The sequence below is a fragment of the Streptomyces sp. DS1-CR2 genome (assembly GCF_055760475.1).
Genome location: NZ_CM147085.1, coordinates 2271562 through 2297500, shown reverse-complemented (window position 1 = coordinate 2297500; position 25939 = coordinate 2271562). Strand labels below are relative to the sequence as shown.

The window sequence follows — 25939 nt, the reverse complement described above, 5'->3', positions numbered from 1 at the left end:
CCATGGGCAGGTTGAAGCGGAGGTAAGACTTCGTGGAGGACCGAACCCACCAGGGTTGAAAACCTGGGGGATGACCTGTGGTTAGGGGTGAAAGGCCAATCAAACTCCGTGATAGCTGGTTCTCCCCGAAATGCATTTAGGTGCAGCGTCGTGTGTTTCTTGCCGGAGGTAGAGCACTGGATAGGCGATGGGCCCTACCGGGTTACTGACCTTAGCCAAACTCCGAATGCCGGTAAGTGAGAGCGCGGCAGTGAGACTGTGGGGGATAAGCTCCATGGTCGAGAGGGAAACAGCCCAGAGCATCGACTAAGGCCCCTAAGCGTACGCTAAGTGGGAAAGGATGTGGAGTCGCACAGACAACCAGGAGGTTGGCTTAGAAGCAGCCACCCTTGAAAGAGTGCGTAATAGCTCACTGGTCTAGTGATTCCGCGCCGACAATGTAGCGGGGCTCAAGCGTACCGCCGAAGTCGTGTCATTCCAGCTATAGGGCCAACGCCTGCTGGGATGGGTAGGGGAGCGTCGTGTGCCGGGTGAAGCAGCCGCGGAAGCGAGTTGTGGACGGTTCACGAGTGAGAATGCAGGCATGAGTAGCGATACACACGTGAGAAACGTGTGCGCCGATTGACTAAGGGTTCCTGGGTCAAGCTGATCTGCCCAGGGTAAGTCGGGACCTAAGGCGAGGCCGACAGGCGTAGTCGATGGATAACCGGTTGATATTCCGGTACCCGCTGTGAAGCGTCAAACATTGAATCAGGCGATGCTAAGTCCGTGAAGCCGTTCCGGACCCTTCGGGGAAAGGAAAGTGGTGGAGCCGACGGACCAGACTTGTAGTAGGTGAGTGATGGGGTGACGCAGGAAGGTAGTCCAGCCCGGGCGGTGGTTGTCCCGGGGTAAGGGTGTAGGCCGTGTGGCAGGTAAATCCGTCACACATTAAGGCTGAGACCTGATGCCGAGCCGATTGTGGTGAAGTGGATGATCCTATGCTGTCGAGAAAAGCCTCTAGCGAGTTTCATGGCGGCCCGTACCCTAAACCGACTCAGGTGGTCAGGTAGAGAATACCGAGGCGTTCGGGTGAACTATGGTTAAGGAACTCGGCAAAATGCCCCCGTAACTTCGGGAGAAGGGGGGCCATCACCGGTGATTGGATTTACTTCATGAGCTGGGGGTGGCCGCAGAGACCAGCGAGAAGCGACTGTTTACTAAAAACACAGGTCCGTGCGAAGCCGTAAGGCGATGTATACGGACTGACGCCTGCCCGGTGCTGGAACGTTAAGGGGACCGGTTAGTGCACTTTCGGGTGTGCGAAGCTGAGAACTTAAGCGCCAGTAAACGGCGGTGGTAACTATAACCATCCTAAGGTAGCGAAATTCCTTGTCGGGTAAGTTCCGACCTGCACGAATGGCGTAACGACTTCTCGACTGTCTCAACCATAGGCCCGGTGAAATTGCACTACGAGTAAAGATGCTCGTTTCGCGCAGCAGGACGGAAAGACCCCGGGACCTTTACTACAGTTTGATATTGGTGTTCGGTTCGGCTTGTGTAGGATAGGTGGGAGACTGTGAACTCTGGACGCCAGTTCAGGGGGAGTCGTCGTTGAAATACCACTCTGGTCGTGCTGGATGTCTAACCTGGGTCCGTGATCCGGATCAGGGACAGTGTCTGATGGGTAGTTTAACTGGGGCGGTTGCCTCCTAAAGAGTAACGGAGGCGCCCAAAGGTTCCCTCAGCCTGGTTGGTAATCAGGTGTTGAGTGTAAGTGCACAAGGGAGCTTGACTGTGAGACCGACGGGTCGAGCAGGGACGAAAGTCGGGACTAGTGATCCGGCGGTGGCTTGTGGAAGCGCCGTCGCTCAACGGATAAAAGGTACCCCGGGGATAACAGGCTGATCTTCCCCAAGAGTCCATATCGACGGGATGGTTTGGCACCTCGATGTCGGCTCGTCGCATCCTGGGGCTGGAGTCGGTCCCAAGGGTTGGGCTGTTCGCCCATTAAAGCGGTACGCGAGCTGGGTTTAGAACGTCGTGAGACAGTTCGGTCCCTATCCGCTGTGCGCGTAGGAGTCTTGAGAAGGGCTGTCCCTAGTACGAGAGGACCGGGACGGACGAACCTCTGGTGTGCCAGTTGTCCTGCCAAGGGCATGGCTGGTTGGCTACGTTCGGAAAGGATAACCGCTGAAAGCATCTAAGCGGGAAGCCTGCTTCGAGATGAGGACTCCCACCCCCTTTGAGGGGTTAAGGCTCCCAGTAGACGACTGGGTTGATAGGCCAGATCTGGAAGCCCGGTAACGGGTGGAGGTGACTGGTACTAATAGGCCGAGGGCTTGTCCTCAGTTGCTCGCGTCCACTGTGTTTGTTCTCAGATAACGAACAGTTGTGTCGGCTGAACGGCTGCACCACTTAATTGAAGAGTGTGCTTGTTCGCTGCCTTGTTCGGGAACCCGTTTCCTTGAAACGGGACACTGATAGGGTTTCGGTGGTCATAGCGTGAGGGAAACGCCCGGTTACATTCCGAACCCGGAAGCTAAGCCTCAAAGCGCCGATGGTACTGCAGGGGGGACCCTGTGGGAGAGTAGGACGCCGCCGAACAATTTTTAAGAGGACCCTTGGTCCCAGCACACATGCTGGGACCAAGGGTCCTTCTTTGTTTTGTCGAAGCGCGCCGGCTACCCGGCTGCGCGAGAATGACTGCGGTACCGAAGACAGGAGTCACCCATGTCCACCAACTCTCCCGATGAGCGACCGGAACGCGACCAGCGACGCCGGGACAGTGGTGACCGGGACCGGGGCGGAAACCGAGGCGGACCGCGACGCGACAGCGACCGCGGTGGCTACGCGCCCCGCCGGGACGACCGCGATCGCGGCGGCGACCGGGACCGTGGCGGCGATCGCGACCGTGGTCCCCGTCGTGACGGTGACCGTCCCCCCTTCCGTCGCGATGACCGCGGTGGCGATAACCGTGGCGGCGGCTTCCGCCGTGACGACAGTCGCGGTGGCGACAACCGTGGCGGTGGCGGTTACCGCCCGCGTGACGATCGCGACCGTGGTCCCCGTCGTGACGGTGACCGTCCCCCCTTCCGCCGCGATGACCGTCGTGACGACCGCCGCGATGACCGCGGTGGTGACAGTCGTGGTGGCGGTTTCCGCCGCGATGACCGCGGTGGTGACAGTCGTGGTGGCGGTTTCCGCCGTGACGATCGCGGTGGTGACAGTCGTGGTGGCGGTTTCCGCCGTGACGACCGTCGCGATGACCGTGGTGGTGACACCCGTGGTGGCGGCTTCCGCCGTGACGACCGTCGCGACGACCGCGGTAGCGATACCCGTGGTGGCGGTTTCCGTCCGCGTGACGACCGTGACCGTGGGCCGCGTCGTGATGGTGACCGTCCCGGCGGCGATCGCCCCGCCTTCCGACGCGACGAGCGTCGCGACACCGACCGCGGTGGGTTCCGTCCCCGTGACGACCGCCGCGACGACCGTGGTGGTGACACCCGTGGTGGCGGCTTCCGCCGTGACGACCGTCGCGACGACCGCGGTAGCGATACCCGTGGTGGCGGTTTCCGTCCGCGTGACGACCGTGACCGTGGGCCGCGTCGTGATGGTGACCGTCCCGGCGGCGATCGCCCCGCCTTCCGACGCGACGAGCGTCGCGACACCGACCGCGGTGGGTTCCGTCCCCGTGACGACCGCCGCGATGACCGTCGTGACGATCGCGGTGGTGACAGTCGTGGTGGCGGCTTCCGTCGCGACGACCGCCGTGATGACCGGCGCGATGACAGCCGCGGCGGTGGCTTCCGTCGCGACGACAGCCGCGGTGGCGGGTACCGGCCGCGTGACGACCGCGACCGTGGGCCGCGCCGCGACGACCGTGGTGGGCGTCCCGGCGGGTTCCGTGGGCGTGACGACCGTGGGGGCGACGACCGCCGTGGTGGCGGGCGCTACCGCGACGAGCGTGACCGCGACCGCGAGCCCATCCGCCGGCTGCCGATCCCCGAGGACGTCACCGGCGACGAGATCGACAAGGACGTACGGCAGGAGCTCCAGAGCCTGCCGAAGGGCCTGGCCGAGGACGTCGCCAAGAACCTGGTGATGGTCGCCAAGCTGATCGACGAGGACCCCGAGCAGGCGTACGAGTACTCGAAGATCGCGCTGCGGCTCGCCTCCAGGGTCGCCGCCGTGCGCGAGGCCGCCGGCTTCGCCGCGTACGCGAACCAGAAGTACAGCGAGGCGCTCGCCGAGTTCCGCGCCGCCCGGCGCATGACCGGCAACGTCGAGCTGTGGCCCGTCATGGCGGACTGCGAGCGCGGTCTCGGGCGGCCCGAGAAGGCCCTCGACATGGCCGGTGGGCCCGAGGTGGCCAAGCTGGACAAGGCCGGGCAGGTCGAGATGAGGCTTGTGGCGGCCGGTGCCCGGCGTGACATGGACCAGCTCGACGCGGCCATCGTGACGCTGCAGAGCCCCGAGCTCGCCTCGAACTCCGTACAGCCGTGGACCGCGCGTCTGCGGTACGCGTACGCCGATGCGCTGCTCGCGGCCGGTCGTCAGGACGAGGCGCGCGAGTGGTTCGCGAAGGCCGTCGAGTCCGACCGGGACGCCAGCACCGACGCGTCCGACCGGCTCGCCGAGATGGACGGGGTCGAGTTCGTCGACGCCTTCGAGGACGAGTCCGACGAGGCGCCCGCCGCAGCCGCGGGGCCCAAGGCTCCCGCGGGTGACGACGACGAGCCCTGGGTCGAGGACGACGAGGACGTCGAAGAGTTCTACGACGAGGACGACGAGGAGTTCGAGCCCGAGGACGACAAGGGCTGAGCTCGGCGCTGTGAGCGGCTGACCGACGGCCGCGCATGACGCAGCATGACGAACGGGCGGGATCCCAGCGATGGGGTCCCGCCCGTTCGTCGTATGCGCCTGCGGCCTACGCGCGCGTGCCTCGCGGTCAGTCCGCGAGCGTGCGCAGCACCAGACCGGTCGCCGGCTTCGGGCCGAACGACGTCGACTTGCGGGGCATCGTCACGCCCTGTCGTGCCAGGTCGCGGACCACTTCCTCGCGGACCGGGTGCATGAGGACCGCCGTGCCGCCGTCACGCTCCGCCTTCGCGACCGTGGCGGCCGCGTCATGGATGTACGCGATGTGCTCCGGCGCGTCCTCGGGGATGCCCCAGACATGGTTCAGGAGCGTGGAGTGCAGGACCGTCGCGTCCAGCGTGCGCCAGGCTTCCGGGCGGTGGGCAGGGATTGTACGGGCCAGGAGGTCCGGGGACGGGATGTCCGTGAGGTGGAAGGAGCCGGCGCCGGCGAGGAGGAACGCGTTGCCGTGGGCGGCCGCGTCGGCGAGCGCGTCCAGGGCGTGCGACAGCGGGCCGGGGACCTCACGCAGGCGGAAGGAGTCCTTCAGGGCGGCCAGGGCGTCCGGGACCGCGAGGCGGTGCAGGAGGCGATGGATGGCGCGGACGCGCAACGGGTAGCGGGCCGTGTCCACGAGGAGGACCAGGCCGAAGTCCCACGGGGAGGGGGACGGCTGTTCGGAGCGCAGGCGCAGATACGTCGCCCAGCGGTGGTGACCGTCCGCGATCAGGGCCTGGTGGTGGGCGAGGTCCGCGCGGATCTCCGCCAGCTCGGCCGGGTCGGTGACCGACCACATGCGGTGGCCGAAGCCGTCCTCCGTGGTCGTCGCGAGGAGCGGGGGGCGTTTCACCGTGCGTTCGACGACCGCGGTCGTGCCGGTCGCGTTGCCCTCGCTGCGGTAGGTGAGGAGCAGGGGTTCGAGGTTGGCGGCCGTGGCGCGCATCAGGCCCGCGCGGTCGGCGACCACGTGCGGCATGACGTCCTCGTGGGGCAGGACGACCCCTTCGGACGGCTCGGACAGGCGCAGGGCACCGATGACGCCGCGCTGGAGGTGGTCGCCGTCGCGCTGCTCGTAGACGTACAGCGCAGGGGTCTCGTCGGGGGCCAGGACGCCCTCGGATAGCCAGCGGCGCAGAGTGTCGGCCGCGAGGGCGTTTCGGGTGTCCGGGGAGACGGCCTGCGGGAGGATCAGGCGGACGATGTTGTGCGGGTCCGCGGACTCCAGATGGTGCAGACCGTCGGGGCGTACGACCACGTCGTACGGCGGTGACGTCACGGCGGCGAGGCTGCCCACGCGCTCGGGGACGTACCGCACACCCCTGAACGGGATCAGGTCGAGGCCGTCGCCGGCTGTCGGACCTGGGGGACCTGCAGTGTTCATTGCTGCATCGTATGTGTGTCAGTGGCATGAGCGATGATCGGGGGAGTGGGATCGAACGAGGAGCGATGTGTAATGAGCCAGACCGTCAGGACGCGGCCCGAAGGCAGTGAGCGGGCGCTGAACGAGGCGTACGACACGGCGCTGCTCGACCTCGACGGGGTGGTGTACGCGGGCGGTGACGCCATCGCGCACGCCCCCGAGTCGCTCGCTGTGGCGCGCGCCGCGGGCATGGGGCTCGCGTATGTCACGAACAACGCGCTGCGTACGCCGGACGCGGTGGCCGAGCATCTGACGGAGCTGGGAATTCCGACGGTGGGGGCGGATGTCATCACGTCGGCGCAGGCCGTGGCGCGTCTGATCAGTGAGCAAGTGCCGGACGGGTCACGGGTGTTGGTGATCGGCGGGGAGGGGCTGCGGGTCGCGCTGAGAGAGCGCGGGCTCGAGCCGGTGGACTCGGCCGACGACGAGCCGGTGGCGGTGGCGCAGGGGTATGGCGGGCCCGACCTGGCCTGGGGGCGGTTCGCGGAGGCCTGTTACGCGATCGCGCGTGGTGTGCCGTGGTTCGCGTCCAATACGGACCTGACCATTCCGAGCGCGCGCGGCATCGCTCCGGGCAACGGCGCGGCGGTCGAGGTCGTCCGAATCGCGACGGGTGCGCAGCCGCAGGTGGCCGGCAAGCCGCTGCCTCCGATGCACCGCGAGACGATCCTGCGGACCGGTGCGGGGCGGCCGTTGGTGATCGGCGACCGCCTCGACACGGACATCGAGGGCGCGTTCAACGGGGAGGTGGACTCGCTGCTCGTCCTGACCGGCGTCACCGACGGCGCGCAGCTGCTCGCCGCGCCGCCCCAGCACCGGCCCACGTATGTCGACGTCGACCTGCGGGGCCTGCTCACCGGGCAGCCGGATGTCGTGGCGCAGGGGGACGGGTTCGCGTGCGGGGGCTGGGTCGCGACCGCGCGGGACGAGCATCTTGAGCTGGAGGGGGACGGCGAGGCGATCGACGGGCTGCGTGCCCTGTGCGCGGCGGCGTGGACGGCGGCCGGGGACGGGACCTGCGGGCTCGACGGGGCGAAGTCGCTGGCGCGGCTGGGGGTTTGAGGCGGCGGGGGCGGGGAGGCGTGCCGATGGGTGCGGCTTGTCCCGCGCTTTCCTATCCCTGCTTCCCCGCTTCCCCGCTTCCCTGCTTCCCCGCGCAGCTCCCGTCGGCAGCGATGCCGGTAGCGACCTCGAAGAAGGCAGGCAGGGTAGGCTAACCTAACCACGTGTTGGTCGACAGTCCCCCCGAACAGCGCGCGGACACCGCCGCCGCGCCCCCGAACCGCTGGGCGATACGTACGGTCGGGCTCCTCGGAGCCGTCGTGGTACTGCTCGTGCTCCTGGTCGTGAGCATCGCGATCGGGGCGAAACCTCTGTCCGTCGACCAGGTGTGGCACGGCCTGTTCGATGACACCGGGACGTTCAGCGACGTCGTGGTCGGCGAGCGGCTCGCGCGTACGCTGCTCGGGCTCCTCGCCGGTGTCGCGCTCGGACTCTCCGGCGCGGTCCTCCAGGCGCTGACCCGTAACCCGCTGGCGGACCCAGGACTCCTCGGCATCAACATGGGCGCCTCGGCGGCCGTCGTCACCGCCATCAGCTTCTTCGGCGTCAGCTCGCTGACGGGCTATGTGTGGTTCGCCTTCTTCGGCGCCGCGGCCGTGGGCGTTCTCGTCTACGTCCTGGGGGGGACCCGCAGCGCGACGCCGGTGCGGCTCGCGCTCGCCGGGACCGCCGTCAGCGCAGCGCTCTACGGCTATCTCCAAGCCGTGATGATCATGGACAACGCGGCGCTCGGCAGGATGCGCTTCTGGACGGTGGGTTCGCTCGTCTCCGCCGACATGCCGACGATCCGGCAGGTGCTGCCGTTCATCGCCGTCGGTACGGTGCTCGCCCTCGCGCTCGCGCGGCCGCTCAACGCCATGGCGATGGGCGATGACACGGCCCGTGCCCTCGGCGCGAACCTGAACAGGACGCGCGCGCTGTCCATGGCGGCCGCCACGCTGCTGTGCGGCGCCGCGACCGCCGCCTGCGGGCCCATCGTGTTCGTCGGTCTCATGGTGCCGCACGTCGTGCGCTCCTTCACCGGCCCCGACCTGCGGTGGATCCTGCCGTTCTCGGCCGTCCTGTCGCCCGTACTGCTGCTCGGCGCCGACGTCGTCGGCCGCCTCGTGGCACGGCCCGCCGAGATCCAGGTCGGCATCGTCACCGCGATCATCGGCGGCCCGGTCTTCATCTACCTCGTGCGCCGGCGGAAGGTCACCCAGCTGTGAAGGCGATCCGTACCCGGGGCGGTATCTCCCTGCGCCTCGACATCCGCGCGCTCGTCGTCGTCCTCGTGCTGCTGTGTGTAGCGCTCGCCGCGAGCGTCGCGCTGATCGGCACCGGTGACTTCCCCATCTCCGCCACCGACGTGATCCGTACGCTGCTCGGCAACGGTGATCCGGGGCAGGAGATCATCGTCAACGACCTGCGGCTGCCCAGGGTCCTCGTGGGCCTCCTCGTGGGCGCGGCGCTCGCGCTCGGCGGCGCGCTCTTCCAGGCCATCTCCCGTAATCCGCTGGGCAGTCCGGACATTCTGGGCCTCGGCCAGGGTTCCACGGCCGGTGCGCTCGTCATGATCGTGCTGTTCTCGGGAGGAGCCGCCCAGGTCGCGCTCGGGGCGCTCGTTGGCGGCCTGGTGACCGGGTTCGGCATTTATCTTCTCGCCTGGAAGCGCGGCGTGCACGGATACCGGCTCGTCCTGGTCGGCATCGGAATGTCCGCCATCATGACGGCGGTCAACGGCTATCTGCTGACCAAGGCCGACATCGTCGACGCCGCCCGCGCGACGGTCTGGATGACGGGATCCCTCGACGGCCGCGACTGGAAGCAGGTCTGGCCCCTGCTCGCCCTGTGCGCCGTCCTCGTACCCGTGGTCCTCACGTACGCGCGTCCGCTGCGCATGCTGGAGATGGGCGACGACGTGGCGAACGCGCTCGGGGTGCGGGTCGAGCGGACGCGGCTCGTCCTGCTCGTGGCCGCCGTGCTGCTCACCGCCGCGGCCACCGCCGCCGCGGGACCCGTCGGATTCGTCGCGCTGACCGCCCCCCAGCTGGCCCGGCGGCTGACCCGCTCGCCCGGCCCGAACGTCGCTGCGTCCATGTGTATGGGCGCGGCCCTGCTCGTCACCGCCGACTGGATCTCGCAGCGCGCCTTCGGCGCCGGCCAGCTGCCTGTCGGGGTGGTCACCGGAGTCGTCGGCGGTGTCTATCTGCTGTGGCTCCTGGTCTCCGAGCGGAAGGCCGGCCGGATATGAGCGACAGCAACCCCAGCCTGAGCAACAAGCGGAGGAGCAACACCGTGAACCGACTGTCCGCCGAGAACGTCACTCTGGGCTACGACCAGCGTGTGATCGCGTCGGAGCTCTCGGTCGAGATCCCCGACAACTCCTTCACCGTGATCGTCGGCCCGAACGCGTGCGGCAAGTCCACGCTGCTGCGCGCGCTGTCGCGGATGCTGAAGCCCTCGGCGGGCCGGGTGCTCCTCGACGGGCAGGCCATCCAGTCGATGCCGGCGAAGAAGGTGGCGCGCACGCTCGGGCTCCTGCCCCAGTCGTCGATCGCGCCCGACGGCATCACCGTGGACGACCTCGTCTCCCGCGGCCGCTACCCTCACCAGGGCCTGCTGCGCCAGTGGTCCAGCGAGGACGAGCGGATCGTGCAGGAGTCGATGACCTCCACCGGAGTCGCCGAACTGGCCGATCGCTTTGTCGACGAACTGTCCGGCGGCCAGCGCCAGCGCGTATGGATCGCGATGGCGCTCGCCCAGCAGACCCCGCTGCTCCTCCTCGACGAGCCGACCACGTATCTCGACATCCAGCACCAGATCGACGTGCTCGACCTCTGCGCGGAGCTGCACGAGGAGCAGGGGCGGACGCTGGTCGCGGTCCTGCACGACCTCAACCACGCGGCCCGCTACGCCACCCACCTGATCGCCCTGCGCGGCGGTGAGGTCATCGCCGAGGGAGCGCCGTGCGACATCGTCACCGTGGACCTCGTCGAGCGGCTCTTCGGGATGAAGTGCCAGGTCATCGACGATCACGGAGACCGGTACTCCGCTGGTGGTGCCGGCCGCGCGGAAGGCCGGGAAGGGTCGGGTGCGGGACGCGGAGGCGCCCGCGAAAGCGGTGGCTAAAGCAGCGTCCTGAGCCGCAGCAGGTCGCGGAAGCCGGCCTCCAGCCTGATCCGGCCACAGGCCCAGGCCTTCGCGAAGTTCAGTCTGCCGTCGACCATCGCGACCAGGTCGTCGCCGGTCATCGCGAGCCGGATCTGCGCCCGGTCGGGCGGCGGCCCGTCGACCGTGTCGAGCACCTCGATCCGGCCGTTCTCGAGCCGGCCCGTGAACGTGATCTCGAGGTCCGTGACATGGCAGCTCAGAGAGCGGTCGAGCGCAGCAGCGCTGCGTACCCCGCCCTCCGCGCCCGCCAGATTGTCCGAGAGTGTGTCGAGTGCGGCACGGCACTCCTGCGTCGTCGCCATCGCGATCGACCGTACCCCAGTGCTACGGGGTAGCGTCGTGGCATGAACGACTCTCATCCGGACCCCGACCAGGTGCCGGACCAGGCGGCCGGGGCCCCGGAGGTCCAGGACGAACCGTCGTACGAGCCTGCGCCGCCGGCCCTCCTCGGGGTCCCGCGCATCCCCACCGGGAACGCGGACGTGGACACCGGGCTCGACCGGCTCGCCGACGTCGACCACCTCACTGCCGACGGACACATCGAGGTGTACGAGGATGTACACGGGGGCCTGCGTGACGCGCTGACCGCGCTGGACGCACGCCCCGAGCCCTCACCCTTGAACCGACACAGGAGCTGAACCGAACGTGGCAGGAGTGGCACGACGCCGCCTCGACGCCGAGCTCGTCCGCCGGAAGCTCGCCCGCTCGCGCGAGCACGCCAGCCAGCTGATCGCCGCGGGGCGCGTCACGGTCGGCAAGACCACCGCGACCAAGCCCGCCACGCAGGTGGAGACGGCCGCCGCGATCGTGGTCACGCAGGACGACAGCGACCCCGACTACGTCTCGCGCGGCGGCCACAAACTCGCGGGGGCGCTCGCGGCCTTCGTGCCGCAGGGGCTCGCCGTCGAGGGACGCCGCGCGCTAGACGCGGGGGCGTCCACGGGCGGGTTCACCGATGTACTGCTGAGGGCCGGCGTCGCCCATGTCGTCGCCGTCGACGTCGGGTACGGGCAGCTCGCCTGGTCGCTGCAGAGCGATGAACGCGTCACCGTCAAGGACCGTACGAACGTACGCGAGTTGACGCTGGAGGCGATCGATGGAAAACCCGTGGACCTGGTCGTCGGAGACCTGTCCTTCATCCCGCTCGGCCTGGTGCTGCCCGCCCTCGCGCGGTGCGCGGCGCCCGACGCGGACCTGGTGCTCATGGTGAAGCCGCAGTTCGAGATCGGCAAGGAGCGGCTCGGCAGCGGCGGCGTCGTGCGGAGCCCGGAACTGCGGGCCGAGACGGTGCGCACGGTGGCCCGGCAGGCGTTCGAACTCGGCCTCGGCGTACGGGGTGTGACGGCGAGCCCGCTGCCCGGGCCGTCCGGAAACGTCGAGTATTTTCTGTGGCTCCGCGCCGGTGCGCCCGAACTCGACCCGGCGGACGTTGACCGTGCAGTGGCGGAGGGACCGCGTTGACACAGACTCGAGCTCGAACTGTTTTCCTGCTCGCGCACACCGGGCGGCCCGCCGCCATCCGGAGTGCCGAGCTCGTCGTCGAGGGGCTGCTGCGCTGCGGCATCGGCGTGCGGGTCCTGGAGTCGGAGGCGGCGGACCTGCCGCTCCCGGCCTCGGTGGAGCTCGTGAAGGAGGCGACTCCGGAGTGCCTCGACGCCTGTGAGCTGCTCGTCGTCCTCGGCGGCGACGGGACGCTGCTGCGCGGCGCCGAGTTCGCCCGCGCCTCCGGCGTCCCGATGCTCGGGGTGAACCTCGGCCGCGTCGGCTTCCTCGCCGAGGCCGAGCGCGACGACCTCGACAAGGTCGTCGACCGCGTCGTCACCAAGGCGTACGAGGTCGAGGAGCGCATGACGATCGACGTCGTCGTGCACAGCAACGGCGATGTCGTGCACCGCGACTGGGCGCTCAACGAGGCCGCCGTGCAGAAGATGTCGGCCGAGCGGATGCTCGAGGTCGTCCTGGAGATCGACGGGCGTCCCGTCACCGCCTTCGGCTGCGACGGCATCGTGTGCGCGACGCCCACCGGCTCCACGGCCTACGCGTTCTCCGCCGGCGGGCCCGTCGTGTGGCCCGAGGTCGAGGCGCTCCTCATGGTGCCGATCAGCGCGCACGCCCTGTTCGCCAAGCCGCTGGTGACGTCGCCGGAGTCGGTGCTCGCCGTCGAGGTGCAGCACCACACTCCGCACGGCGTGCTGTGGTGCGACGGGCGGCGGACCGTGGAACTGCCCGCGGGGGCGCGCGTCGAAGTGCGGCGCGGGGCGGTGCCGGTGCGGCTCGCACGGCTGCACCACGCCTCGTTCACGGATCGACTGGTCGCCAAGTTCGCGCTGCCCGTCTCAGGCTGGCGCGGCAAGCCCCACTGAGGGCGCCCAGCGGTAGCGCAGGCAGCCCGCCGGTCCGGTACGCCCTCGCGGGTGACAAGGGGCGACAAAAGGGCCGGGCGGAGCCGCTCACGACCTGCGAATTCGGCCCGTGGGCCGGGAAGCGGGGCAGGGCCCGTCGCACACATGGCCCCCGACCTCGTAAGGTCGTGTCCGTGTTGGAGGAGATGCGGATACGGTCGCTCGGAGTCATCGACGACGCGGTGGTCGAGCTGTCGCCGGGATTCACCGCCGTGACGGGCGAGACCGGTGCGGGCAAGACGATGGTGGTCACCAGCCTCGGCCTGCTGCTCGGCGGGCGCGCGGACCCAGCCCTCGTAAGGATCGGCGCCAAGGCGGCGGTCGTCGAGGGCCGGATCACCGTGCCCGAGGGCACCGCGGCCATCGTGCGCGCCCAGGAGGCGGGTGCCGAGCTCGACGACGGGGCGCTGCTCATCAGCCGTACCGTCTCGGCGGAGGGGCGCTCACGAGCGCATCTCGGCGGGCGTTCGGTGCCGGTGGGCATGCTGACCGAGCTCGCCGACGAGCTCGTCGCCGTGCACGGCCAGACCGACCAGCAGGGGCTGCTCAAGCTGTCCCGGCAGCGGGGGGCCCTCGACCGGTACGCGGGAGACGCGGTCGCCGTGCCGCTCACCAAGTACCAGGCCGCGTACCGCCGGCTCCGGGCCGTCAGCGCCGAGCTCGACACCATCGTCACCCGCGCGCGTGAACGTGCTCAGGAAGCCGATCTGCTGCGTTTCGGACTCGACGAGATCGCGGCCGTCGAGCCGCGCGCCGGCGAGGACGTCGAGCTGTCGGCGGAGGCCGAGCGGCTCGGTCACGCGGAGGCACTCGCCTCGGCCGCCTCCGCCGCGCACGCCGCGCTCGCGGGCAACCCCGAGGACCCCGAGGGCGTCGACGCCACCACCCTCGTGGGCGGCGCGAACCGGGCGCTCGACGCCGTACGTTCGCACGACCCGGCCCTGTCCGCGCTCGCCGACCGGATCGGCGAGATCGGTATCCTCCTGTCCGACGTGGCGGGAGAACTCGCCGGATACGCCGACGACCTCGACGCCGACCCGCTGCGGCTCGCCGCGGTCGAGGAGCGGCGGGCGGCGCTGACGCAGCTGACGCGCAAGTACGGCGGGCCGGGCGGGGGTACGGACGAGGTGCTCGCCTGGGCCGAGCAGGGCTCCGCGCGGCTGCTCGAACTCGACGGCGACGACGACCGGATCGGTGAGCTGACCGCCGAGCGGGACGGACTCCGCGGTGAACTGGGCGCCCTGGCACAGGCGTTGACGGACTCCCGCACGGAAGCGGCGTCACGCTTCGCCGCGGCCGTCACGCAGGAGCTGGCCTCGCTCGCCATGCCCCACGCGCGCGTGTCCTTCGACATCCGCCGCACCGACGACCCGGACGGCGTCGAGCTCGACGGGCGCACGGTCGCGTACGGCCCCTCGGGCGTGGACGAGGTCGAGCTGCTGCTCGCCCCGCACCCCGGCGCCCCGCCGCGGCCGATCGCCAAGGGGGCCTCGGGCGGTGAGCTGTCGCGCGTGATGCTCGCCGTGGAGGTCGTGTTCGCCGGGACCGACCCCGTGCCCACGTATCTCTTCGACGAGGTCGACGCGGGCGTCGGCGGCAAGGCTGCCGTGGAGATCGGCAGGCGTCTCGCCAAGCTCGCCAAGTCGGCGCAGGTCGTGGTCGTCACGCACCTTCCGCAGGTGGCGGCGTTCGCCGACCGGCAGCTCCTCGTCGAGAAGACGAACGACGGGACCGTGACCCGGTCCGGCGTCACCGTCCTCGAGGGCGAGGACCGGATCCGCGAACTGTCCCGGATGCTGGCGGGCCAGGAGGACTCCGAGACGGCGCGGGCGCACGCGGAGGAACTGCTCGCCACCGCCCGAGCGGACGCGTAACCGCCCATGGAAAAGCGTGTGGTGGGCCGGTTCGCGGCCCTCGTGGCCGGTGCCGTCGTGGCCCGGGCCGGGTTTGCGGCGCTGCGGCGGGCCAGGCCGGGTGGGCCGGGGCTGTGGGAGCGGACGAACTTCGCGGGCCGGGCCGTCGACCTGTGCGCCGGGCCGGCCGTCGTGGCCGGGGCCGTCGCCGGTGCGGCCGCCGCCACCTCGGGCCGGGATCGCCGGGCCGCAGTTCTGGCCGTGCTGGCCGCCGGGGCGTGCGGCGCGTACGACGACGTGGCGGGTGCCGGTGATCCGCGCAGCGGGTTCCGGGCCCATCTGTCGGCGCTGCGCGACGGTGAACTGACCAGCGGGGCCGTGAAGTTGATCGGAATCTCCGCCGCGGCGCTCGCCGCGGGTTCGCTGCTCGAGGAACGGATCGTGGACAAGGCGCTCGCCGGTGTCGTGATCGCCGGCGCGGCGCACTTCGTGAACCTGGTGGACGTACGGCCCGGGCGGGCGGCCGCGGCCGTGCTCGCGCTCGGGGCGCCCGGACTGCTGAAGGGGGCCATCGCCGCGGCCCCCATGGGCGCGGTGGCCGCCGTCCTGCCGGAGGATCTCGACGGGCGCACCATGATCGGCGACACCGGGGCACACGCGCTGGGCGCGGCGCTCGGCGTCGCCGTCGTCGCGGGGAACGGGCGCGCCGGACTCCTCGCACACGCGGCCGGACTGGTCCTCGCCGCGGCATACGGGGACAAAGTGACCGCAATGGCCCGCGGGGCGGAGTCAGTTCGACACGCCTGAATTCACGCGTGTGAGTGATCCCGTACGACGTGTTGCCCACTCCGACACGGTGGGGACTCCGGGCCGGTGCCGGAACGCCCGTACGGGCTGGCATCCTTGGCCCAGACCGTTACGGCGCGACATCCCGCGCGTCCCGCACCGACCGACCCAGGAGCCCCGGCCACGTGAGTCACGTGAGCAGCCAGCCAGCGCACGGCCAGTCACCGCTGCGCACCGTGCAAGTGCTCGGCGGCGGCAGCGCCGGAAGCAGCACGCACGTCAGGTCGCTGGCCGCCGGGCTCGTCGCCAGAGGAGTACGCGTCACGGTGTGCGCACCCGTCGAGGTGGCACACGTCTACGGCTTCGCGGACGTCGGCGCGCAGCACGTCACCGTGCCCCGCAGCAGCGACCCCGGGTCCGTCGCGGCGCTCCGGGCCGCGTGCGCCGACGCCGACCTCGTCCACGCGCACGGGCTGCACGCCGCGCTGCGGGCCTCCCTCGCGCTCAGCGGCAGGACCACGCCCCTCGTCGTCACCTGGCACACCCGCTCCCACGCCGAGGGCGCCCGCGCCCATCTGCTGCGTCTGCTCGAACGGCGCGTGGTCAGGGCCGCGTCCGTGGTCCTCGGCACCTCGTCGGACCTCGTCGAGCGGGCCCGCGTCCGCGGCGCCCGCGACGCAAGGCTGGCCGCTGTCGCCTTCCCGGCGCCGCGCCGCCCCGATGCATCGGAGGCCGTGCCGGTGCCGGTGCCGGGACCCGAGGGGCCCGAGGACCCGGAGCGCCTGCGGCACAAGTCACGGGCCGAACTCGGCGCCGTGGACCGGCCGTTGCTGATGGCCGTCGGCAGCCTCGTGAAACACCGCGGGTACGGGACGCTGCTGGACGCCGCGCGCACCTGGCGCCATCTCGACCCGGTGCCGCTGCTCGTCATCGCGGGCGAGGGGCCGGAGCGGGGCGCGCTCCAGCGCCGCATCGAGAGCGAGCAGCTGCCGGTACGGCTCGTGGGGCGCCGTGACGACGTCTCCGAGCTGCTCGCGTCCGCCGATGTGGCTCTGCTGACCAGCAGTTGGGAGTCCCGGTCGATCCTCGCGCAGGAGGCGCTCCACGCGCGCGTGCCGCTCGTCGCGACCGACGTCGGCGGCATCCGCGAACTCGTCGGCGACGCCGCGGAACTCGTCCCCTACGGCGACGCACGCGCCCTCGCCGACACCGTCACCCGCCTCCTGGCCGACCCCGCGCGCCGCGACCAGCTCAGGGAGCGCGGCGCCGTACAGGCGGCGTCGTGGCCGACGGAGGACGAGACGGTGGCCCAAGTACTCAGCATCTACGACGAGTTGACGGGCGCACGGGCGTAGGGCGACCTGCGACAGGCCCCGAGGGCCTGTCTTCACATTCCCGCCTGCCCCGCGGCGTCCGGCACACACTCCCCCAAGCTCTCGGCTTCGCTCGAGCAGGGGGGACCCCCATCGGCGTTGTCGTCGGTTGCCGATGCTCCGCATCGACGCCCTCCTCCGCCTTGCAGCTGCACGCACCAGACGCCGAGGGGCCCGCCCTCCGGGCGGACGACGGGAATGTGAAGACAGGCATTGGCGGCACGCTCACCCCACATGCCTGCGCGCCCGCAGCGCGAGGCTCAACGCGAGCACCGTCTGCGGGTCGTCGAGGTCCGTGCCGAGCAACTCGCTTATGCGGGCGAGGCGGTTGTAGAGCGTCTGGCGGTTCAGATGGAGTTCGCGGGCCGTCTCCGCCTTGCGGCCCGCGTGCGCCAGATACGTCTGGAGCGTGGGAAGCAGCGGGGGCTTGGCGCGGCGGTCGTGGGCCTGGAGGGGGCCGATCGCGCGCTCCACGAACGCCGCCAGGTCCGGATGGTCCCGCAGCCGCCACAGCAGCAGGTCGATGTCGAGGCGCCGCGCGTCGTACCAGGGCCGGTCCGACAGGCCCTGCGCCGCCGTGGCCGTCTCGGCTGCGTGCCGCAGGCCGGCCGCGGCCGCGGCCCAGCCGCCCGCGCCGCCGACCACGACGACCGGCGGCTGCGTCCCGGCGCGCTGCATGCCCGCCCGCTCGGCCCCCGCCCGCAGCGCCGCGGCCACCCGGTCCGCGACCGCCGTGCGCTCCGAGTCCGACCGCAGCCCGAGCAGCAGGGGAACGCGCCCCTCGACGGGCCGTACGCCGAGCAGGACCGGAACGCCCACCGCGGCCAGCTCCTCGGCGACCGCCCTGGCGAGGACCGCCCAGCCGCCGCCGGGGGAGAGGCCCACCGAGCCCACCGACGCCTCGGGCAGCCGCATCACGACCGGCAGCAGCGGCCCCTGGCCACCCGGCTTGAACCCGAGGACGCGCGCCTGCGCCGGGGCGTCGTCCGGCGTGATCCGGCCCTCCGCGAGATCCGTGAGGAAGTCACCGCGGCCGCGCGCCGCCAGCTCCTCCTCCTGGCGGGCCTGCATCAGCACGACGGCGAGGCTGCTCGCCGCCCGTTCCGCCGCGATCCGGTGCACGGGCGCCAGCGGTGCCGCGACCGGCAGCAGGACGAGGCGTGCCCGCACGGACCCGGTGCCGGGCCCGCCGCCCGGCACGTCGACGAGCACGGCACCGGCGGGGGGCTCGTCCCGGTCGGCGGGCTTGCCGCGCATCCCCTCCCACACCTGGAGCGGGTCGGCGACCTCGGGCTCGCCCCCGGCCGCGTACAGGAGCTGCCCGTCGGCCGTCTCCAGGAACACCGGGTTGCCGCTGAACTCCGCGAGGATGCGCAGGACTTGGGGCACTCCGCCGCCGCCGAGCAGGGCCTCGGTGCAGCGCCGGTGCACCTCCTCGGCGCGCTGGAGGAGCGCGTAGTGCCCGTTGACGATCTCGGTGTGGACCTCCTCGGTGACCGTCACGAACGGCACCTCGCGGTGCAGCTGCACCAGGGGGAGGCCGGCCGTGCGCGCGGTCTCCACGAGTGCGGCCGGCAGCCGTGCGAAGCGCTGGCCCAGCTCGATGACGAGGGCGGAGATGCCGCGGTCGGCGAGCTTGCGGACGAAGGCCCGCTGCTCGGCGGGGCGCGTGCCGATGCCGAACCCGGTGGTCAGGAGCAGCTCGCCGCCCTTGAGGAGCGAGGCGATGTTGGGCACCTCGCCGGCGTGCACCCAGCGCACCGTGCGCTGCAGCCGGTCCGCGCCCGCCACCACTTCCGGGAGCCCGCTGCGCAGACCCGGCAGTTCCAGGGCCCGCTGCACGGTGATGCCGCCCTGGGTGCCGGGCACGCTGCTGTGGGGGGCCTGAGTGTCCATGGTGCGGACGCTACCTGCGCGCACGTTCCTGGAAAACCTCCGGCCACCAGGCAGGACGCGCTGACGCCGCCGGCGGCGCGTCCGCAGAGGGAACGCGCCGCCGGAAAGGTGATCAGGGAGTCGCGCTAGCCGCCGTACGCCCCCGAGGCCGTCAGCCGCAGTGCCGTGTCGATCAGCGGCACGTGGCTGAACGCCTGTGGGAAGTTGCCGACCTGGCGCTGCAGACGCGAGTCCCACTCCTCGGCGAGCAGCCCCAGGTCGTTGCGGAGCGACAGGAGCTTCTCGAAGAGCGTGCGGGCCTCGTCCACGCGGCCGATCATCGCCAGGTCGTCGGCCATCCAGAACGAGCAGGCGAGGAACGCGCCCTCGTCGCCCTCCAGGCCGTCGACGCCCGCGTCCTCGCCCGTCGTCGGGTACCGCAGGATGAAACCGTCCGGCGTCGAGAGCTCCCGCTGGATCGCCTCGATCGTGCCGATGACGCGCTTGTCGTCGGGCGGCAGGAAGCCCATCTGCGGGATCAGGAGCAGCGAGGCGTCCAGCTCCTTCGAGCCGTACGACTGGGTGAACGTGTTGCGTTCCTTGTCGTAGCCCCGCTCGCACACGTCCCGGTGGATGTCGTCGCGCAGCCCGCGCCACTTCTCCAGCGGCCCGTCCGCGTCACCCGACTCGATCAGCTTGATCGTGCGGTCCACGGCGACCCACGCCATCACCTTCGAGTGAACGAAGTGCCGGCGAGGCCCGCGTACCTCCCAGATGCCCTCGTCCGGCTCGTCCCAGTGCTTCTCCAGGTAGCGGATCAGCTTGAGCTGGAGCAGGGACGCGTAGTCGTTGCGGGTCAGGCCCGTCATGTGCGCCAGGTGCAGCGCCTCAGTGACCTCGCCGTAGACGTCCAGCTGGAGCTGGTGCGCCGCGCCGTTGCCGACCCGCACCGGCGCCGAGTTCTCGTAGCCGGGCAGCCAGTCGAGTTCCGCCTCGCCCAGCTCGCGCTCGCCCGCGATCCCGTACATGATCTGCAGGTTCTCGGGGTCTCCCGCGACCGCGCGCAGCAGCCAGTCGCGCCAGGCGCGGGCCTCTTCGCGGTAGCCGGTGCGCAGCATGGACGAGAGGGTGATCGCCGCGTCGCGCAGCCAGGTGTAGCGGTAGTCCCAGTTGCGGACACCGCCGATCTCCTCGGGCAGCGACGTCGTCGGCGCGGCGACGATGCCGCCGGTCGGCGCGTACGTCAGTGCCTTCAGCGTGATCAGCGAACGGACCACGGCCTCGCGGTAGGGCCCGTGGTACGTACAGTGCTCGACCCACTCGCCCCAGAACTCCTCCGTCGCCTCAAGTGACCCCTCGGGATCGGGGAGGGCCGGAGGCTTCTGGTGTGAGGGTTGCCACGAGAGGGTGAACGCGATCCGGTCACCCGGCGCCACCGTGAAGTCGGAGTACGTCGTCAGGTCCTTGCCGTACGTCTCCGTGGTCGAGTCGAGCCACACGGAGTCGGGGCCCGCGACCGCGACCGTGCGACCGTCGACCTTGTGCACCCACGGCACGATCCGCCCGTACGAGAAACGCATGCGCAGCGCCGAGCGCATCGGGACGCGGCCGCTGATGCCCTCCACGATCCGGATCAGCTGCGGTGCGCCGTCACGCGGCGGCATGAAATCGGTCACTCGGACCGTCCCGCGGGGGGTGTCCCACTCGGATTCGAGGATCAGTGAATCGCCGCGGTACGTCCGGCGCGCCGCGGTCGGCGGTTGGGCCTCCGCGGCGTGTGCCGGTCCCAGCCGCCAGAAGCCGTGTTCCTCCGTGCCGAGCAGGCCGGCGAAAATGGCATGCGAGTCGAAGCGTGGGAGGCACAGCCAGTCGACTGTTCCGTCCCGGCAGACCAGGGCAGCGGTCTGCATGTCTCCGATGAGTGCGTAGTCCTCGATGCGCCCGGCCACGTGCATCTCCAGTCGAACGGCCACGTACGCGCCCGGAAGGGCGATCGCTCTGCGGTCTCTGCGGTCAAGGGTTCGTGTTGGTGCGTCGTCATAAAAACGAACTGACGAGCTCTTGTTCCGGGAGTAACGGGCGGGGGAAGTGCCGTTTGCCGGCCTGGCTCGGCAGCGAGTGTCCGAGCAGGATACGACGCAGCGCAGTGATCCGCGCGCCCGTCCCGGCAACCAAGATGGGCCGAAAGGGTGAGCGGTGGGTGAGGCTCCGGTGATCCTGTGGTGAGGCATGTGCGGAGCGTGGCCGGAAGCGGCCTCGCCCACTCGCTGTTACCCTGGTAGCCCGTGGACCGGTGCGCTTCTGCAAGCAGTCGAAGCCCCCGAACCGCAGCGACGGCACCCCCGGAAATCTCCGGACCAGGCAAGCCGGTACGCATTCCAGACCGCGACCACGGGAGCCCCCTCTTGGCCATGACGCCCAAATCCACGACGACCAAGCACATCTTCGTCACCGGGGGTGTCGCCTCCTCCCTCGGCAAGGGCCTGACGGCCTCCAGCCTGGGTGCGCTCCTCAAGGCGCGTGGTCTGCGGGTCACGATGCAGAAGCTCGACCCGTACCTGAACGTCGACCCCGGCACGATGAACCCCTTCCAGCACGGTGAGGTGTTCGTCACCAACGACGGCGCCGAGACCGACCTGGACATCGGCCACTACGAGCGCTTCCTCGACGTGGATCTGGACGGCACGGCCAACGTCACCACCGGCCAGGTCTACTCCCAGGTGATTGCCAAGGAGCGGCGCGGCGAGTACCTCGGCGACACCGTCCAGGTCATCCCGCACATCACGAACGAGATCAAGCACCGCATCCGCCGCATGGCCACGGACGACGTCGACGTCGTCATCACCGAGGTCGGCGGCACGGTCGGTGACATCGAGTCCCTGCCGTTCCTGGAGACCGTCCGCCAGGTCCGCCACGAGGTGGGCCGCGACAACGTCTTCGTGGTGCACATCTCGCTGCTGCCCTACATCGGCCCCTCCGGCGAGCTGAAGACCAAGCCGACCCAGCACTCGGTCGCCGCCCTGCGCAACATCGGTATCCAGCCGGACGCGATCGTCCTGCGCGCCGACCGCGAGGTACCCACCGCGATCAAGCGCAAGATCTCCCTGATGTGCGACGTCGACGAGGCGGCCGTCGTCGCGGCCATCGACGCCCCGTCGATCTACGACATCCCGAAGGTCCTGCACACCGAGGGCCTGGACGCCTATGTCGTGCGCAAGCTGGACCTGCCGTTCCGTGACGTGGACTGGACGACCTGGGACGACCTGCTCGACCGCGTCCACAACCCCGACCACGAGATCGTCATGGCGCTCGTGGGCAAGTACATCGACCTGCCCGACGCCTACCTGTCGGTGACCGAGGCGCTGCGCGCCGGCGGCTTCGCCAACAAGGCCCGCGTCAAGATCAAGTGGGTCACGTCCGACGACTGCAAGACCGCGGCCGGCGCCAAGAAGCAGCTCGGCGAGGTGGACGCGATCTGCATCCCCGGCGGCTTCGGCGACCGCGGCGTGTCCGGCAAGGTCGGCGCGATCCAGTACGCCCGCGAGAACAAGATCCCGCTGCTCGGCCTCTGCCTCGGCCTGCAGTGCATCGTGATCGAGGCCGCGCGGAACCTGGCCGACATCCCCGACGCGAACTCCACCGAGTTCGACGCCGCCACCGCCCACCCGGTCATCTCCACGATGGCCGAACAGCTCGACATCGTGGCCGGTGAGGGCGACATGGGCGGCACGATGCGCCTGGGCATGTACCCGGCGAAGCTCGCCGAGGGCTCCATCGCGCGCGAGGTGTACGACGGCAAGGAGTACGTCGAGGAGCGCCACCGTCACCGCTACGAGGTGAACAACGCCTACCGCGCCGAGCTGGAGAAGAAGGCCGGTCTGCAGTTCTCCGGCACGTCGCCGGACGGCAAGCTCGTCGAGTACGTGGAGTACCCGCGCGAGGTGCACCCTTACCTGGTCGCGACCCAGGCGCACCCCGAGCTCCGCTCCCGCCCGACCCGCCCGCACCCGCTCTTCGCGGGCCTGGTGAAGGCGGCCGTCGAGCGCAAGACCGGCGGCGCGGCGAACGGCAAGAAGGCCAAGTAAGCCATGTAGGACATGGGTTGTACGGTTGCCGGGGTACGTGCCTTTTGGGGTGCGTGCCCCGGTTTCTGTTGCCCCGGTTTCTTTTTTATGCGCGTAGGAGGACCTGTCGACATGACGACGATCAAGGACAACGCCGAGGAGTGGGAGGTCCGGGCGACCGCGACCCCCTTCGTCGGGAACAAGACCTCTGTGCGCACCGACGACGTGGTCATGCCCGACGGCTCGGTCGTCCGCCGCGACTACCAGGTCCACCCCGGCTCCGTCGCCGTCCTCGCCCTCGACGACCACGGCCGCGTCCTGATCCTCAAGCAGTACCGCCACCCCGTGCGGCACAAGCTCTGGGAGATCCCGGCCGGACTGCTCGACATCCCCGGCGAGAACCCGCTGCACGCGGCTCAGCGCGAGCTCTACGAGGAGGCGCACGTCAAGGCCGAGGACTGGCGCGTCCTCACCGACGTCTACACGACCCCCGGCGGCTGCTCCGAGGCCGTCCGCGTCTTCCTGGCCCGCGACCTGTCCGAGGCGGAGGGCGAGCGCTTCGAGGTGGAGGACGAGGAGGCCGACATGGAGCTGGCCCGCGTCCCCCTGGAGGAGCTCGTACGCGGCGTGCTGGCCGGCGAGCTGCACAACAACTGCCTGGTGGTGGGGGCGCTCGCGCTCACCGCTGCGCTGGGCGGGAGCGGAGTGGAGTCGCTGCGGCCCGCCGAGGCGCCGTGGCCTGCGCGTCCGTTCGAGGTGTAGCTGCAGATCGTCGGTGGCTGGTGTTCTGGGGGCTGCCGCCCCCAGACCCCCGCTGTCGCCCTTCGGGCTCGTCCTCAAGCGCCGGACGGGCTGAAACGACTGGTCCTACGATCCGTTGATCCGATCGGGCGACTTCGCCGTGCCGCCCGCCCGAGAACCCCGTTCGCCCTGAACTAGGCTCTCAAAGCGTCCCGCCCGAACCCCCGGCGGGTTCGGCACAGGTGGACGGAGCGTGGCCCGTGACGGATCAGGCGGTCGAACCGAAGGACAGACTGAAGGGCAGTCAATTCCTGGGCCGCAGCCGTGAGTTGAAGGAACTGCGCACAGACATCGAGCGCGCGGGCCTCGACACGATCGCCGGACGCAAAGCGCCACGCGCGCGCGTGCTGCTCATCGCGGGCCGCCCCGGATCCGGTCGCACCGCGCTCGCCGAGGAACTCCTGAGCCAGGTCGCCGCCGACTACCCGGACGGCATCCTGCGGACCCGCCTCACCGCCCCGGACGGCACCCGCGTCCCCACCGAACGCACCGCGCGCGAACTCCTCGACAGCATCGACCTCCCGGCGCCCCCCGGCGAGGGCGAGGACGACCTCGCCGAGAGGCTGCGCGAAGGACTCTCCGTACGCCGGGCCGTGCTGTTCCTCGACGACGCGGCGGACGCCGAACAGGTCGACCCGCTGCTCCCCGAAACCCCCGGCTGTCTGGTCGTCGCCGTGTCCGAGGGGCCGCTGACCGGAATCTCCGACGTGCGGCCCTGCACGCTCGGCGGCCTCGACACGAAATCCGCCCTCGAGCTGCTCGGCCGGCACACCGGATCGGTCCGCATCACCGTCGACCCGCGCTCCGCGGAGTCCCTCGTCGAGGAGTGCGGGTCCCAGCCCGCGGCGCTGATGCTGGCGGGCGGCTGGCTCGCCGTACGTCCGAAGGAGGCCGTGGCGGACCTGGCCAAGCAGCTGCACGCCCAGACCGACGACGGGCCCGCGCTCGCCCGCGTCTTCCAGCACGCCTACGCGTCCCTGCCGGTGCCCGCCGCCCGGATACTGCGCTACCTGTCCCTCGCCCCCGAGGGCCATGTCGACCCGCACACCGCGTCCGCGCTGGCCGGCTGCTCCGTCTCCGCCGCCCAGACCACCCTCGACGACTTCACCGTGCTGGGCCTGGTCCGGCGGATCGACTCCGAGCTGCCGCAGTACGAGGTGCCCGGCTGCCTGATGCCGCTGCTGCGGGGCCTGACCGAGGCCCACGACCGGCCCGGCGAGGTGCAGCTCGCCCGCGCCCGGATGCTGGAGCGCACGGTGCGCCTGCTCCAGTCCTGCCGCGCGATCACCGAACCGGAAGGCTCGCCCGCCCGCACGAAGCTCGCGGGGCTGCCCCGCGCCCTGCGCTTCCCCAGCCCCGCTGCGGGCGCCGAGTGGCTGCGGGTCCGGCGGCCCGCGCTCCTGGCCGCCGCCCGCCTCGCCGTCGCCGACGGCGAGCTCGACACCCTGGCCAGGCGCCTGATGGCGGCCCTGACGCGGGCCCTGGCCGCCCACGTCGGCGCGGAGGCCGCCGCCCCCGACCTCTACGGCATCCACCGCCTCGTCCTCGACGTCGCCGAGCGCAGGAAGCTGCCCCGCGAGAAGGCCGCGGCCCTCCTGAACCTCGCCGACCTCGACGCGCGGACCGGCCGCACCCGGGAGGCGCTCGCCCGCTACCGGGCCGCTCTGGACGCCGGACGCGAGGCCAGGGACCCGTACGCGACCGGCCGCGCGATGGAATCCGTAGGCGGCACGTACCAGGAGCTGGGGGACTGGCACCGGGCCGCCGACTGGTACGGGCGCGCCCTCGCCCAGCGGCTCACCCGCGGCGAGCGCGCCGACGCCGCGCGGCTGCACGGACGCATCGGCACGGTGAACACGTACGCGGGCCGCTACGGCGACGCGCTGCGCAGCTGGCGCTCGGCCGCCGCCGGGTACCGCAAGGAGGGTGATGTCGCGGCTCAGGCGCGGGCGTTGAGCGAGATGGCGCGTGTCCAGGAGTACGCGGGCCGGCCCGAGGAGTCGCTGCGCACCTGCCATGAAGCGGTCGAGTGGGCGCGCCAGGCCAAGGACGTGCGACTGCAGGCCGCGCTGCAGCTCCGCCTGGCCGACACGCTCGACCGGCTCGGCGACCCCGCGGCCGCCAAACTGCACCGTGGTGCGGCCGAGCGCATGCTGGGAGAGGAGCTGCCGATCGAAGGAAAGTCCCCAGAACAGGGCGCTGACACCTACGAAATCCGCAGTGCATCCGAAGAAGATTGATGCTTTGAAAGGCTAGACAGCTAGAAATCCTTCATTAGACTGGCTCCGCCACGTACTTCCGTGGTGTCTCC

18 protein-coding genes, 2 rRNA genes and 1 pseudogene (1 of these 21 cut by a window edge) are annotated in these 25939 nt (G+C 70.6%); 17 read left to right on the top strand and 4 right to left on the bottom strand.

Annotated features, from left to right (window positions below; genetic code table 11):
• The 4 genes from ACY0PA_RS11365 to ACY0PA_RS11350 form a co-directional block, all read left to right on the top strand.
• Positions 1-2329 (top strand): 23S ribosomal RNA (locus ACY0PA_RS11365) (it extends 795 nt beyond the left edge of the window).
• A gap of 140 nt (positions 2330-2469) precedes the next feature.
• Positions 2470-2586 (top strand): 5S ribosomal RNA (rrf, locus tag ACY0PA_RS11360).
• Between the two features lie 145 nt (positions 2587-2731).
• Complete coding sequence (locus ACY0PA_RS11355; RefSeq protein ID WP_473086647.1) at positions 2732-4084, top strand: hypothetical protein; 1353 nt, start codon at positions 2732-2734, stop codon at positions 4082-4084.
• A complete protein-coding gene (locus ACY0PA_RS11350) occupies positions 3976-4803 on the top strand; it encodes a tetratricopeptide repeat protein (RefSeq protein ID WP_473086294.1) in 828 nt (275 codons plus the stop codon). Before ACY0PA_RS11355 ends, ACY0PA_RS11350 begins: the two co-directional genes overlap by 109 nt.
• A 127-nt stretch (positions 4804-4930) precedes the next feature.
• On the opposite strand, the gene ACY0PA_RS11345 is transcribed toward ACY0PA_RS11350, so the two are convergent.
• Positions 4931-6220 (bottom strand): DUF1015 domain-containing protein, encoded by a 1290-nt coding sequence (locus ACY0PA_RS11345; protein ID WP_473084510.1) that lies wholly within the window; start codon positions 6218-6220, stop codon positions 4931-4933.
• A gap of 72 nt (positions 6221-6292) precedes the next feature.
• Here ACY0PA_RS11345 and ACY0PA_RS11340 point away from each other — a divergent pair, with 72 nt between their 5' ends.
• The 4 genes and pseudogenes from ACY0PA_RS11340 (at position 6293) to ACY0PA_RS11325 (ending at position 10445) form a co-directional block, all read left to right on the top strand.
• The gene (locus ACY0PA_RS11340; RefSeq protein WP_473084509.1) at positions 6293-7321 is read left to right on the top strand and encodes an HAD hydrolase-like protein; all 1029 of its coding nucleotides are present in this window, start codon (positions 6293-6295) and stop codon (positions 7319-7321) included.
• A gap of 164 nt (positions 7322-7485) precedes the next feature.
• Complete coding sequence (locus ACY0PA_RS11335; RefSeq protein ID WP_473084508.1) at positions 7486-8529, top strand: FecCD family ABC transporter permease; 1044 nt, start codon at positions 7486-7488, stop codon at positions 8527-8529.
• A complete protein-coding gene (locus tag ACY0PA_RS11330) occupies positions 8526-9554 on the top strand; it encodes a FecCD family ABC transporter permease (protein WP_473084507.1) in 1029 nt (342 codons plus the stop codon). Before ACY0PA_RS11335 ends, ACY0PA_RS11330 begins: the two co-directional genes overlap by 4 nt.
• Positions 9551-10445 (top strand): annotated as a pseudogene (locus tag ACY0PA_RS11325) (ABC transporter ATP-binding protein). The gene ACY0PA_RS11330 and the pseudogene ACY0PA_RS11325 overlap by 4 nt, the downstream one beginning before the upstream one ends.
• Here the strand turns inward: ACY0PA_RS11325 and ACY0PA_RS11320 are convergent.
• On the bottom strand, positions 10429-10776 hold the full coding sequence (locus tag ACY0PA_RS11320) for a sterol-binding protein (protein WP_473084506.1): 348 nt from the start codon (positions 10774-10776) through the stop codon (positions 10429-10431). The pseudogene ACY0PA_RS11325 and the gene ACY0PA_RS11320 overlap by 17 nt on opposite strands.
• Before the next feature lie 42 nt (positions 10777-10818).
• On the opposite strand from ACY0PA_RS11320, the gene ACY0PA_RS11315 reads away from it, so the two are divergent.
• The 6 genes from ACY0PA_RS11315 (at position 10819) to ACY0PA_RS11290 (ending at position 16870) form a co-directional block, all read left to right on the top strand.
• A complete protein-coding gene (locus ACY0PA_RS11315) occupies positions 10819-11112 on the top strand; it encodes a hypothetical protein (RefSeq protein WP_473084505.1) in 294 nt (97 codons plus the stop codon).
• Positions 11113-11119: 7 nt separating this feature from the next.
• Positions 11120-11935 (top strand): TlyA family RNA methyltransferase, encoded by an 816-nt coding sequence (locus ACY0PA_RS11310; RefSeq protein ID WP_384250983.1) that lies wholly within the window; start codon positions 11120-11122, stop codon positions 11933-11935.
• Positions 11932-12837 carry an NAD kinase gene (locus ACY0PA_RS11305; protein WP_473084504.1) on the top strand — a complete coding sequence of 302 codons (906 nt, stop codon included), beginning with the start codon at positions 11932-11934 and terminating at the stop codon, positions 12835-12837. The genes ACY0PA_RS11310 and ACY0PA_RS11305 overlap by 4 nt, the downstream gene beginning before the upstream one ends.
• 185 nt (positions 12838-13022) lie before the next feature.
• A complete protein-coding gene (gene recN, locus ACY0PA_RS11300) occupies positions 13023-14750 on the top strand; it encodes a DNA repair protein RecN (RefSeq protein ID WP_473086293.1) in 1728 nt (575 codons plus the stop codon).
• A 6-nt stretch (positions 14751-14756) separates the two neighbouring features.
• Positions 14757-15536 carry a hypothetical protein gene (locus ACY0PA_RS11295; RefSeq protein WP_473084503.1) on the top strand — a complete coding sequence of 260 codons (780 nt, stop codon included), beginning with the start codon at positions 14757-14759 and terminating at the stop codon, positions 15534-15536.
• A 164-nt stretch (positions 15537-15700) separates the two neighbouring features.
• A complete protein-coding gene (locus ACY0PA_RS11290; protein ID WP_473084502.1) occupies positions 15701-16870 on the top strand; it encodes a glycosyltransferase family 4 protein in 1170 nt (389 codons plus the stop codon).
• Between the two features lie 243 nt (positions 16871-17113).
• Here the strand turns inward: ACY0PA_RS11290 and ACY0PA_RS11285 are convergent, their stop codons facing one another.
• Both ACY0PA_RS11285 and ACY0PA_RS11280 read right to left on the bottom strand, forming a co-directional pair.
• Positions 17114-18784 (bottom strand): PucR family transcriptional regulator, encoded by a 1671-nt coding sequence (locus ACY0PA_RS11285; RefSeq protein WP_473084501.1) that lies wholly within the window; start codon positions 18782-18784, stop codon positions 17114-17116.
• A 125-nt stretch (positions 18785-18909) separates the two neighbouring features.
• Positions 18910-20718 carry a glycoside hydrolase family 15 protein gene (locus tag ACY0PA_RS11280; protein WP_473086292.1) on the bottom strand — a complete coding sequence of 603 codons (1809 nt, stop codon included), beginning with the start codon at positions 20716-20718 and terminating at the stop codon, positions 18910-18912.
• Positions 20719-21174: 456 nt separating this feature from the next.
• Here ACY0PA_RS11280 and ACY0PA_RS11275 point away from each other — a divergent pair, with 456 nt between their 5' ends.
• The 3 genes from ACY0PA_RS11275 to ACY0PA_RS11265 all read left to right on the top strand — a co-directional run bounded on the left by ACY0PA_RS11275 (position 21175) and on the right by ACY0PA_RS11265 (position 25868).
• Positions 21175-22848: a CTP synthase gene (locus tag ACY0PA_RS11275; RefSeq protein WP_473084500.1), complete on the top strand. Its 1674-nt coding sequence runs from the start codon at positions 21175-21177 to the stop codon at positions 22846-22848.
• A gap of 111 nt (positions 22849-22959) precedes the next feature.
• Positions 22960-23589 (top strand): NUDIX domain-containing protein, encoded by a 630-nt coding sequence (locus ACY0PA_RS11270; RefSeq protein ID WP_473084499.1) that lies wholly within the window; start codon positions 22960-22962, stop codon positions 23587-23589.
• Positions 23590-23828: 239 nt separating this feature from the next.
• On the top strand, positions 23829-25868 hold the full coding sequence (locus tag ACY0PA_RS11265) for a tetratricopeptide repeat protein (RefSeq protein ID WP_473084498.1): 2040 nt from the start codon (positions 23829-23831) through the stop codon (positions 25866-25868).
• Positions 25869-25939: the final 71 nt, after the last annotated feature.